The sequence below is a fragment of the Eubacterium sp. AF16-48 genome, assembly GCF_003479405.1.
GTDB lineage: Bacteria > Bacillota > Clostridia > Lachnospirales > Lachnospiraceae > Eubacterium_G > Eubacterium_G segne.
Genome location: NZ_QUHB01000002.1, coordinates 456056 through 467980, shown reverse-complemented (window position 1 = coordinate 467980; position 11925 = coordinate 456056). Strand labels below are relative to the sequence as shown.

The following is an 11925-nucleotide window of genomic DNA, read 5'->3' as shown; positions in this document are numbered from 1 at the left end:
CCAAAATTAAAATTTTAAATTCCACTCTCCCATCTCACAGTGGAATTTACTTTTACATAAATGGAATTTAACCTTTCACACCATTTTCTCCCATTCATTTGCATATTTATCTCTTTCCCTGTATGCTTTTTCCATGCTCTCTGATGGCGGTAGAAGGAGGTACACATGTCTAACCTTATACCGGGAAACCAGAAACACTTAACTTTAGATGACCGTAAATTTATTGAAGACTCTCTAAATGAAGGACTTTCCTTCAAGGAGATTGCCAAATATCTTTGCAAGGATCCAACTACCATTTCAAAAGAGATTCGTCTTCACCGGGTTGATGACATTCAACCAAAACGGATATTTAATAATCCGCACAACTTTTGCACCAGAAGATTTAGGTGTAAACGGACAAATGTATGTGAAAAGATTATCCTCTGTGACATTAAGTGTTCATCATGTAACAAATGTAATCAGGTATGCAAGTCTTTCGTAAAGGAATCCTGTTTGCGACTGGACCGGGCTCCTTACGTTTGCAATGGTTGTGATAAACCACTCCATCGCTGTAGCATTCCGCATAAATACCGCTATGATGCTGTTTTTGCACAACGAAAATATGAAGAACTCCGTACTTCTTCAAGAATCGGTGTAAATCTCACAAAACATCAGGCTCTTCAAATGAATGCCGTGGTTGCACCTCTGATAGAACAGGGACAGTCTCCATATGTAATTGTCACCAACCATCCGGAACTGGGCATCAGTGTGAAAACACTTTACAACTACATTGAACAGGGTGTCCTTCTTACCAGAAACATTGATTTAAAACGTAAGGTAAAGTTTAGGTTACGAAAAGACGATTCCAAACCTTCAATCAGAAACAGGGAAGTTTTCATTGGAAGAACTTATGCTGATTTTAAGTTGCTGAATCCTGATTATTTCTGTGAAATGGATACTGTCATTTCGGCTAAGGGTTCCAATAAATGTATTCTGACTTTTTACATCCCTGAAACACAACTGTTTATTGCCAGACTTCTAAACCGTTGTACTGAAGGAGCTGTTAAGGCTGCCGTTAATGAATTGGAGAGGGCTCTTGGCACATATGACTTTCTATCCGTTTTCAATACCTGTCTGACTGACCGTGGCAGTGAATTCGGCGACCCGATATCACTTGAAACGGGTATTAACGGCATTGAACGTATGAGTATTTATTACTGTGATCCCATGAGAAGTAATCAGAAGGGTGGCATTGAGGAGGCACATACCCTGTTGAGAATGATTATTCCCAAAGGAACTGTTTTCACGCATCTTACACAATGGGACATTAAAAAATGTGTTGATCACATCAATTCTTATGTGAGGGAAGGATTGAATGGTAAAACACCATATCAGGCATCACTGGAAAAATTTGGCCCGGAGATTCTCCGGGCCCTGCAGCTTAAATACATCCCACCTGATGATGTAATCCTCACACCAAAGCTGCTAAAATAACATTTTTATAAATCCGTCATCAGAGCCACAAATTTCACATTTCTCACACCGACCTGTGGAATTTAATCTTTCACACAAGAATTCCAGAGGTCTGTTTTCTATGCCCTGATTTTCAGATTTAAAGAAAAATGTACTTAAATTTTAACACTTATTCCCCTTTATTCAACCAAAAACTTTTAAATTTAGGTCAATTTTTAACAGGGTGTGGAATTTAGTCTTTCACACGGAATTTACTTTTACAAGTCAGCCTATAGGTTTAATCTTACAATTCCTATTGCACATACCAATGTTATGCATATTATGTTTTTTATAATTGTCTCTCTGCTACTTTTCACAAACCTTCCTCTTCCTGAATCCATAATAACATTATCCTATCATAATTTGTTTTCCCTGTACATATTTGCCATCCTGTGAAAAAATGTTATACTAATGCATATACTTTATATAAACGGAGATTAAGATGAAAAAAATTATGAATTTTGCCCTGAATATATATGGATTTTTTTATAGAATGGGAAAAGACAGAGTTGGAATATATACCGCCCAGGCATCATTTTTCATTACCTTGTCACTATTTCCTTTTTTACTTTTGTTTTTAAACGTAGTTGGTATGACAAGTTTAGACAAAAATGCCCTTATAAGGATTATCAACAGTTATTCACCGGATGTTATTAAGCCCCTTCTCATTCAGATTATTGGTGAGCTGTATACCCATGTATCAGGAACGTTGCTTTCCATTGTGGCTATTGCCGCAGTTTGGTCTGCCTCTAAGGGGGTTCTTTCAGTAATGTTTGGTTTATATGAAATCAGTAAAATTCACCGTGATAGGAACTATTTAATATCACGTTTTGTTTCTATGCTCTATACTATTTTATTTTTACTGGCAATTATTGTAACCATGGTTCTTTTGGTATTTGGTAACAGGATATTTAATCTTCTTTTGTCCTTTATTCCAATACTGGAGAATGTTACAATACTTACTCTTATATTAAGATATCTTATTTCTTTTGTTATTTTATCGGGATTTTTCATTATACTGTATAAAATAGCTAACTTCAGGCTTACAACAATAAAAAAATGTATACCGGGAGCTCTTTTTTCTGCCCTTGGATGGATGATTTTTTCATATGTATTTTCTATTTACATTGATAATTTTTCGAATATGTCCTATATGTACGGAAGTCTTACGGCATTTATTATTATAATGCTTTGGATATATTTCTGTATCTATATTTTATTTATCGGTGCAGAAATAAATAAGCTTCTTCATCCTGAAACAGAGGCATTTTACTATGAAAAAGTTCAAAAGTAATCCTAATTAGCATTCTTTATTTCAATGCCATGATAATAGCTTTTTAGGATGTCTTTATAATTTTTCCCTGACTTTGCCATTTCCATGGCTCCATTCTGACTCATTCCACTGCCATGACCAAAGCCACCACCATATATGGTATAGCCTCCCTTTTCCTTTTCCAACAGAATAAATGCGCTAGGCAACATAGTCATTCCAGCTCTTGTGGTATCATCACATAATTTGATTTTTCCGTAACATGAGCATAACGCCTTTCTTATTTCATTTTGATTTTGCATAACAATCTGTCTTTTGTCACCGTATACGGTAATCTGGGAAGCAATTCCCCCGGCACCTCTCTCATTTACTTCAATACGGCTTATATTTCCCACATTTACCCCTGTAGTGTTATAAATGGAATTTTCTAACTGCTCATTGGTATAATAAACCCTCCACCTGTAAAATGGATATTTGCTTTCAATTCCTTTTACATTCTTTTTAATAAATTTTTTAAACTCCCACTGATTTTTTACATTTCTTTTGGAATTTTCCGTAAAGTTTTCCCCCTTTAAATAATTCATCTTCTCCTTACCCCATATTTTGTAGTCGGTGGTATATCCACAGGATGTGGAAAAATAATAAGCCTTTATTAACTTGTTTTTGTAAGTCATTACTACTCCCTTAGTTTCTTCTGCCGCCCTTTTGCTGTTTTTTCCCGGCTTTATTCTGTTGTACACCTGAAAATCAGTACTGTCATCAGCATTTGCCTTATACTTTTCATATTTTAAAGCATTAGATTTCATAATAAAATTTCTTGCACACACAGCCTGTGCCTTTAATGCCTCTAATGAAGATTCCTCTCCTATCTCACTGGATATAACTGCCGCAATATAATTTTCCATATCCACCTGATTTACCACAACCATTCCGCTTTGTTCCCTATATAAATATAATTCCCCCATATACACCGGAGAACCGTTTTCAGTATTATGCCCCTGTATTGTGATGCCGGTTTTCCCATAAATTTTTACCACATCACTGTTTTTAAAATAACTGCTATCTCCATCTAAACTAACTTTTTTGCAGCCTTTTTGTTTTGCAAAATTTTTACCGTAATAAACCTTTAGATTGTCTCCTTTTAGTGTTAGGCTTGAATGATAAATTGATGTATAATTGTTACTCATTATTACAATCCTTACCTTTTGAAGCTGTTTTATACCTGTTTTCTTTTTGTCTTCCGTTGTTGCTTCTTTAATCAGAATATTTGTGGTATTTTCAGTGGAAATTGTATCTATTTTTTGTATTACTTCCCGGCATTTTTTTCCTGTTATAATGGCTGTTATAAGAAAAAATACCGAAAAAAACACTATTATCTTTTTCATGCTCCCCCCTATTTATGTTGTCCCTATGTTTCATACTATTAATACTCTCAGAAAATTATTCAGCATAAAAGTAAGCCGGAGAAGTTTTATACTTTTCCGGCTTACTTTTAAAAATCGGGCAGTAAAAACTGCCCGACTGCTTTTCCTATGTTTGTTATGTATACCCGAAATGCCCTTCCTGCGTTTTGAGTCCTAGCAACTGCCAGGTGGGCAACCGCATCTAAAGTTCTGAAGTCCACTAAATAACGAGGCATGTCATCCCCTTAGAGATATAGGAATCCCTTTAATCAAACTGTAGGTTCAAAATATACAGGACCTACGAGCATCTCAGGTAACTATATTATAAGTTATGAAACCTTTTTTTGCAATATGTTTTCATTTCCAAATTATGTGTAAATTCGCAAAATTCCGTGACTATTTTTTAGATACTATTTCATCCTTATTTTTGAAAATGCTATTTTCAGGTATAACTCCTCTTACACATGACAACGGATAAACATTTGTATGTCTTCCTATCATTGTTCCCGGATTAAGTACGGAATTGCATCCTACTTCAACATAATCTCCCAGCATGGCACCAAACTTTTTAAGTCCGGTTTCAATTCTTTCATCACCGTCTTTTACTACCACAAGAGTTTTATCAGACTTTACATTAGATGTAATGGAGCCTGCTCCCATATGAGAGTGAGTACCTAAAATACTGTCACCTACATAATTATAATGTGGCACCTGAACAGTATTAAATAATACAACATTCTTAAGCTCTGTAGAATTACCTACTACGCAATTCTTTCCAACAATAGCCTTTCCTCTGATAAAGGCTCCCGGTCTTACCTCTGTTCCCTCATCAATTATCAACGGTCCATTAAGAGTTGCCGTAGGTGCTATGGTAACTGACTTGTGAATCCAGATATTGTCACCTTTTTTGGTAAATTCATCCTTTGGTAATTTATCACCCAGTTTTAAAATAAAATCACCAATATCAGCTAACACTTCCCATGGATATTCCTTTCCTTCAAAAAGTTCTGCTGCTATAGTTTCATTTAAATCATATAAATCCTTTATTTTATACATATTATCCTTCTCTCCAAACTGCTTACAGCTGCAGTTTATTCTATGATGTTATAACACCGGTAATTACTCAACTGTAACTGATTTTGCAAGGTTTCTTGGTTTGTCAACATTAAGTCCCTTTAATACTGTAGTGTAATAAGCCACTAACTGAAGAGGAATAACCGTAATAAGAGGCATTAATATGTCCTCTAAGACAGGAACTTCTATAACCTCATCCATAACCCCTTCACTAAATTCTGTACCTTCCTTGCATACTGTTATGGTAAAGGCGCCTCTTGATTTAACTTCCATAATATTGCTTACAGTCTTTTCCAGTAAGTCTGACTGGGTTGCCACACCAATAACCGGCATTCCATCTGTAACTAAGGAAATAGTTCCATGCTTTAATTCTCCCGCTGCATAGCTTTCTGAATGAATGTATGATATTTCCTTTAATTTAAGTGAACCTTCCATACTAAGAGTATAGTCAAGTCCTCTTCCGATATAAAGAAGGCTGGTTGCTGTTATAAGCTTGCTGGCAACATACTTGCACCTGTCTTCACATTCCATTGTTTTCTCAATCATTTCAGGAATTTTCTGTAATTCTGCTGTGAGTCTTCTGCATTCCTCTTCTGTTATTGTTCCCTTAGCATATGCCATTTCATATGCTAACAGATACATTACTGCCATCTGAACTGAAAATGCCTTAGTTGATGCAACAGAAATCTCCGGTCCTGCATGAGTATATAAAACCATGTCTGCCTCTCTTGCTATGGATGAACCTTTAACATTTACCACAGCTAACACCTTTGCACCTTTTTCATGGGCTAAATGAAGGGCTGCCTTGGTATCTGCAGTCTCTCCTGACTGGGAAATAACAATAACTAAGTCTTCACTTGTCACAATAGGATCTCTGTATCTGAACTCTGATGCAATATCAACTGTAACTTCCGTTCTTGCCAACTTCTCAATTACATATTTTCCTACCATTCCTGCATGCATTGCTGTTCCACATGCCACAATAAAGAATTTTCTGTAATTCTTAAGCATTTCCGGTGTAAGACCACATTCTGATAAATCAGGCATTCCGTTGTTAATTCTTGGGGAAATTGTAGTTTTTACCGCTGTTGGCTGTTCATGTATTTCCTTAAGCATAAAATGCTCATATCCGCCTTTTTCAGCTGCATCCATATCCAGATTTGAAACCTGCACTTCCTTAGTAATAGGTTCTCTGTGAATATTACAAAATTCAATTCTGTCTGACTTAATGGTTGCTATTTCATTTTCTTCTAAAAGATAGTATTTTCTTGTGTATTTTAAAATTGCAGGAACGTCAGAAGCTATAAAATTCTCTTCTTCGCCTACACCTATAATAAGAGGGCTATCCTTTCTTACTGCAAAAATTCTGTCCGGGAAATCCTTAAAAAGTATTCCAAGAGCATAAGCCCCTCTAATATCATTTAATGTCTTAATAATAGCTTCCACCGGATCACCTTCATAATAGTAATCTAATAATTTTGCAACTGTTTCAGTGTCTGTTTCACTTATAAATGTATAACCCTTTCCAATCAGGAAATTCTTTATATCTTTATAATTTTCAATAATTCCATTGTGAACTATTGATACTCTCTTACTTCCATGAGGATGAGAGTTAATATCTGACGGTTCACCGTGAGTTGCCCATCTTGTATGACCAATTCCGCAATGACCATCCGGTTTATGTTCTTTATTTATTTTTTCTCTAAGATTCTTTAATTCACCTTTTGATTTTTCAACCATTATACGGTCCTTTTCAAAAACCGCAATTCCTGCTGAATCATATCCACGGTACTCAAGCTTTGATAATGCATCTAAAAGCACTTCAGTACAATCTCTTTCCCCTACATATCCAACAATACCACACATTATTTCTTCCTCCTATAAAACTGCGCTACGTAGTTGTAATAACCTGTCATTTGTCCTGAGTTGTTTAAATTTATTACATTGTTAAATCTGCCTCTTATAAATTCATTTAACTTATGCATATACTCATCTGAGGTTATTTTGCCTTCTGCCACCTGAGTAAGTCCTAATTCCCAACTGGCGGTTAATTCCGGGTTTAGTAATGACTTAATGGAGCCATGTACCACACCAAATATCATTTCACCTAACTGGGTAGGTGTAATAACCTGTGTTTTTTTGTTTAGAGATAAATATTTGATATTTACCAGTTTCTTAATAATTTCAGCCCTTGTGGCACTGGTTCCAATTCCCGACCCTTTAATTTGCGCTCTCAGGTCTTCGTCCTCAATAAGCTGTCCGGCATTTTCCATTGCCAGAATAAGTGAACCTGACGTATATCTTTTAGGAGGTGAAGTTTCACCCTCCTTTATCTCTGTTCCCGATACTGGGATTTTATCACCTTTTTTTATATTATGCAAAAGATTAAAGAAATCTTCATCCAAACTTAATTCGGAATTTTCACTGTTTTCTTCATTTGTACCTTCCACATCTTCCTGTTTTGCACTTTTTTTCTTTTCCTTCGGCACACCTGCTATTTCCAGATATCCCTTATTTACAAGGATTTTAAAATTAGAGCTAAACTGTTCCGTTGTTGTAGTTTCATCCCTGTAGGTTGCCGGCATTATACCTATAAGAGATGCCTTTTTGTAAATGGCAGGGGGATAAAATATGCTAAGGAATCTCCTTACAATAACCATATAAACCTTTTGATTTATAGGCTTTTGCTTCTGCAAACCATTAAGTCCCTGTCCCGTTGGTATTATGGCATAATGGTCTGTAATTTTTCTGTCATCCACATATTTTGTCTTTTCAATGCCCTTATAAGATGATGCCTTTAATATATTAACGGCAAAGTGTCCACATGGAGAATAATTCTGCAATCCTCCTATATTTTTATGTATCTCCTTTGCCACTGCCGTAGATAACACTCTGGCATCGGTTCTTGGATAAGTTACCAGCTTATTTTCATATAATTCCTGAACCACGTTAAGAGTTTCATCAGGGCTTATTTTAAACATTTTTGAGCAGTCATTCTGCAACTCAGCCAGATTGTAAAGTAACGGTGCCTGCTTTTTTTCCTCCTTCATGGTAATGGATTTTACAGTCATTTCCAAAGGATAAGCATTGCTTTCATTATTAGTGCTGTTTCTTTCTAAAGCATTAATTAAAGCCTCTGCTACCGGCTTTTCCTTAAACCCGTTTTCCTTATACAAATAAGGTGTTTCAAAAAATTTTGAGCCCTCTACCGCCTTCCATTCAGTGTCAATTTTTCTTCCACCTATATCAGTAGCTGCTAAAACACGGTAAAAAGGGGTTTTTACAAAGCTTCTTATTTCTCTTTCCCTGTTGCAAATCATTCCAAGGACACAGGTCATAACCCGTCCTACATTTATGGACTTCCATCCGTCTTTTAAATAATTTTGAATGGAATTTCCATATTTAAGGGTTAAAAGCCTTGAAAAATTAATTCCCATAAGATAATCTTCCTTTGCTCTTAAATATGCTGCATCTGAAAGATTATTATATTCACTTAAATCCTTTGCTTCCCTTATTCCTCTGAGAATTTCCTCCTCTGTCTGGGAATCTATCCACACACGCTTTTCCTTTTTATTTTTTACCCCTGCTTCCTGAGCAACTAATCTGTATATGTACTCCCCCTCACGTCCCGAGTCGGTACACACATAAATAGTTTCCACATCATCTCTATTTAAAATATCCTTTACAATTTTAAACTGCTTTTTTACTGACGGTATAACTTCGTATTTCCATTCACCCTCAGGAATGAATGGCAAATCCTTTAAATTCCATTTTTTATATTTTTCATCATACACTTCCGGATAGCTCATAGTCACTAAATGACCGACGCACCATGTTACAATGGCATTTTCACTTTCCATATATCCGTCCCGCCTTGAAGTGTTAAGCTTTAATGCCTTTGCGAATTCCGCCGCAACACTTGGCTTTTCCGCAATAAATACTGATTTTCCCATTTAATTCCTCTATCTAGTTAATCTCATCTAATGTCCTGTTATATGAGGGAAGAAATTCCTTCATAAATTTATTCACTTCCTCCATATTCATATCCTCTAAATACTTTTTAATGGTTTCCTCTGCCTTTTGGAAATCGCTGTTTCCCATATTTTTTTCTTCTAAACACTTAATATATGCTGACAGCTTATCTGCCGCCTTAACAATTTTCCAATCATCATTTTCTTCTTCAATTAATATGTTCTTATATGCCCCTCTCATTTTTTCCGGTAATTCTGACAAAAGCTGGTTTGCTGCAATATGTTCCACTTCCTTGTAGGCATCCCGTATTTCCGGTGCATAATATTTTATGGGAGTTGGCAAATCTCCTGTTATGATTTCTGTTGTATCATGCATAATTCCCAACATTGCAATATGTTCAGCATTGTAATTCTTATTGTAATAAGTATTTCCTATAACTGCCAGTGAATGAGCAATAATTGCCACTTCCAGGCTATGCTCTGCAATATTTTCGTTTATTGTATTTCTCATAAGTCCCCAGCGGTTTATATATTTCATTCTGGCCAACATACCAAAAAAATTATTCATAATACATTTCCTCTTCCATTGCAAATTTGCGCACTTAACGTTTAGTATAACAAATAAATAAAGAAAAGTATATACCATACAAAACGTAAAAAAGTGCTTAATCAGGCATAACGTATATGTCTGACTAAACACTTTTATTATTAGTTAAATTCTAATTAGTCTAAAAATTTCTTAACTATATCCTTCATTCCGTCTACTTCAACTAAATTGTTATGACGAACTTCTGCATTTCTTATTTCTTCAATGGCATTAGGAACTTTTACATTTCCTATTTTACTTAATTCATCCACTAATTCAAAATCGCCCATGCTATCATACTTAGGATCAATGGCAACCATAACACTTCTTGTAAACTTAAAAGGACTTGCTGTTGAAGCAATAACGGTTACTGTGTCATCATTTGTTTCTGCCTTGTATTTTTTGTATACACTTGCAGCTACTGATGTATGAGTATCCATTATATAACCTGTTTTATCATATGTGTCTCTGATTGTTTCTGCTGTTTCCTCTTCTGACGCATAATTTCCATAGAAATCATCTAACTGCTTTTTCATGTCATCAGTAATGTCATATTTTCCGTTTACCTTAAGACTGTTCATTAATTCATTATTCTTATCAGCATCATTTCCTGCAATCTTATAAATTAATCTTTCAAGGTTGCTGGAAATAAGAATGTCCATTGAAGGTGATGTTGTAAGAATAAATTCTCTGTTTTTATCGTATTCTCCTGTTTTAAAGAAATCAAACAATACTTTATTTTCATTTGAAGCACAAATAAGTTTTGCTATTGGAAGTCCCATATTCTTTGCATAATATGCAGCTAAAATATTTCCAAAGTTACCTGTAGGAACCACAACATTCATTTTCTGGTCTTTAGCTAACTTTCCTTCAGCATATAACTTAGCATATGCATATACATAATATGCAACCTGTGGCACAAGTCTTCCAATATTAATTGAATTAGCTGATGAGAACTGATATCCTCTCTTATCCATTTCTGCTGCAAGTTCCTTGTCTCCAAAGATTGCCTTAACACCGCTTTGTGCCTGATCAAAGTTACCTTTTATGGCAACAACGTAAGTATTGTCACCCTTTTGTGTAACCATCTGTTTTTCCTGAATAGGGCTGACTCCGCCATCAGGATAAAATACTATAATTCTTGTTCCCGGCACATCTGCAAATCCTGCCATGGCAGCTTTTCCCGTGTCACCTGATGTAGCTGTAAGAATAACTATTTCATTTTTTACATTATTCTTCTTTGCTGATGTTGTAAGCAGATATGGGAGAATAGACAATGCCATATCCTTAAATGCAATTGTTTTTCCATGGAATAATTCCAGATAATATGTTCCCTGAACTTCTGCTAAAGGTGCAATTTCTTCTGTATCAAACTTTGAGTCATATGCATTGTTGATGCAATACTTAAGTTCCCCTTCAGTAAAGTCAGTGAAGTATAACTTCATAACTTCATATGCTACCTGCTGATATGTCATTTTGGATAATTCTTCCACTGAAACATCTAACTTCGGTATTTCCAATGGAACAAATAATCCGCCGTCATCTGCTAAACCCTTTAATATAGCCTCTGATGCCTTAAGTGTTCCTTCTTTACTTCTTGTGCTCTTGTAAAGTATCTCTTTCATTAAAACAATCCTCTCTCTCTTATCTGTTATTTATGTAATTGATTAATCCGCCACTGCTGATTATCTTTTGCATAAATTCAGGGAATGCCTGTCCCTGATATTCTTCACCTTTTGTTTTATTATATATTTTTCCGCTGTCAAAATCTACCTCTACTTCATCTCCATCGGCAATTCCTTTTGCTGCCTCAGGACACTCAATAATAGGAAGTCCGATATTAATTGCATTTCTGTAAAAAATCCTTGCAAAGGTTTCTGCAATAACACAGCTTACACCGGCAGCCTTAATAGCTATTGGTGCATGCTCTCTTGAGGAACCGCAGCCAAAGTTTTTGTCTGCTACAATAATATCACCTTTATTTACTTTATTTACAAATTCCCTGTCTATATCTTCCATGCAATGTTTTGCCAGTTCTTCCGGGTCCGGAACGTTAAGATATCTTGCCGGAATAATAACATCTGTATCAACATTACTTCCAAATTTAAATACTCTTCCTTCTGCTTTCAT

Annotated in this window: 9 protein-coding genes and 1 other RNA gene; 2 read left to right on the top strand and 8 right to left on the bottom strand. The window is 35.5% G+C overall.

What is annotated here, in order from left to right; all coding sequences use genetic code 11:
* Positions 1 to 165 precede the first annotated feature (165 nt).
* Together DWW68_RS04455 and DWW68_RS04450 are read left to right on the top strand one after the other, a co-directional pair.
* Positions 166 to 1473 carry an IS30 family transposase gene (locus DWW68_RS04455; RefSeq protein WP_118589006.1) on the top strand — a complete coding sequence of 436 codons (1308 nt, stop codon included), beginning with the start codon at positions 166 to 168 and terminating at the stop codon, positions 1471 to 1473.
* 460 nt (positions 1474 to 1933) lie between these two features.
* Positions 1934 to 2785 carry a YihY/virulence factor BrkB family protein gene (locus DWW68_RS04450; RefSeq protein ID WP_021953299.1) on the top strand — a complete coding sequence of 284 codons (852 nt, stop codon included), beginning with the start codon at positions 1934 to 1936 and terminating at the stop codon, positions 2783 to 2785.
* A 2-nt stretch (positions 2786 to 2787) separates the two neighbouring features.
* Here DWW68_RS04450 and DWW68_RS04445 read toward each other — a convergent pair whose 3' ends face one another.
* From DWW68_RS04445 to leuD, 8 genes are all read right to left on the bottom strand, one after another.
* Positions 2788 to 4146, bottom strand: coding sequence for a SpoIID/LytB domain-containing protein (locus DWW68_RS04445; RefSeq protein ID WP_118589005.1), 1359 nt, complete (start codon positions 4144 to 4146; stop codon positions 2788 to 2790).
* Positions 4147 to 4303: 157 nt separating this feature from the next.
* A non-coding RNA gene (ssrS, locus tag DWW68_RS04440) (6S RNA) lies at positions 4304 to 4483 on the bottom strand.
* Positions 4484 to 4560: 77 nt separating this feature from the next.
* Positions 4561 to 5220 carry a transferase gene (locus DWW68_RS04435; RefSeq protein ID WP_021953301.1) on the bottom strand — a complete coding sequence of 220 codons (660 nt, stop codon included), beginning with the start codon at positions 5218 to 5220 and terminating at the stop codon, positions 4561 to 4563.
* A gap of 63 nt (positions 5221 to 5283) precedes the next feature.
* Positions 5284 to 7104 (bottom strand): glutamine--fructose-6-phosphate transaminase (isomerizing), encoded by a 1821-nt coding sequence (gene glmS, locus DWW68_RS04430; protein WP_118589004.1) that lies wholly within the window; start codon positions 7102 to 7104, stop codon positions 5284 to 5286.
* Positions 7104 to 9191: a DNA topoisomerase gene (locus DWW68_RS04425; protein ID WP_118589003.1), complete on the bottom strand. Its 2088-nt coding sequence runs from the start codon at positions 9189 to 9191 to the stop codon at positions 7104 to 7106. The genes glmS and DWW68_RS04425 overlap by 1 nt, the downstream gene beginning before the upstream one ends.
* A 13-nt stretch (positions 9192 to 9204) precedes the next feature.
* The gene (gene yfbR, locus DWW68_RS04420; RefSeq protein ID WP_118589002.1) at positions 9205 to 9777 is read right to left on the bottom strand and encodes a 5'-deoxynucleotidase; all 573 of its coding nucleotides are present in this window, start codon (positions 9775 to 9777) and stop codon (positions 9205 to 9207) included.
* A gap of 155 nt (positions 9778 to 9932) precedes the next feature.
* Positions 9933 to 11420 (bottom strand): threonine synthase, encoded by a 1488-nt coding sequence (gene thrC, locus DWW68_RS04415; protein WP_118589001.1) that lies wholly within the window; start codon positions 11418 to 11420, stop codon positions 9933 to 9935.
* A gap of 19 nt (positions 11421 to 11439) precedes the next feature.
* Positions 11440 to 11925 carry a 3-isopropylmalate dehydratase small subunit gene (gene leuD / locus DWW68_RS04410; protein WP_118589000.1) on the bottom strand — a complete coding sequence of 162 codons (486 nt, stop codon included), beginning with the start codon at positions 11923 to 11925 and terminating at the stop codon, positions 11440 to 11442.

Excerpts from the sequence above, each read along its gene's own strand:
- DWW68_RS04450 (WP_021953299.1), top strand. The coding sequence starts at position 1,934 with ATGAAAAAAATTATGAATTTTGCCCTGAATATATATGGATTTTTTTAT.
- DWW68_RS04445 (WP_118589005.1), bottom strand. The coding sequence starts at position 4,146 with ATGAAAAAGATAATAGTGTTTTTTTCGGTATTTTTTCTTATAACAGCC.
- yfbR (WP_118589002.1), bottom strand. The coding sequence starts at position 9,777 with ATGAATAATTTTTTTGGTATGTTGGCCAGAATGAAATATATAAACCGC.
- leuD (WP_118589000.1), bottom strand. The coding sequence starts at position 11,925 with ATGAAAGCAGAAGGAAGAGTATTTAAATTTGGAAGTAATGTTGATACA.
- glmS (WP_118589004.1), bottom strand. The coding sequence starts at position 7,104 with ATGTGTGGTATTGTTGGATATGTAGGGGAAAGAGATTGTACTGAAGTG.
- thrC (WP_118589001.1), bottom strand. The coding sequence starts at position 11,420 with ATGAAAGAGATACTTTACAAGAGCACAAGAAGTAAAGAAGGAACACTT.
- DWW68_RS04435 (WP_021953301.1), bottom strand. The coding sequence starts at position 5,220 with ATGTATAAAATAAAGGATTTATATGATTTAAATGAAACTATAGCAGCA.
- DWW68_RS04425 (WP_118589003.1), bottom strand. The coding sequence starts at position 9,191 with ATGGGAAAATCAGTATTTATTGCGGAAAAGCCAAGTGTTGCGGCGGAA.
- DWW68_RS04455 (WP_118589006.1), top strand. The coding sequence starts at position 166 with ATGTCTAACCTTATACCGGGAAACCAGAAACACTTAACTTTAGATGAC.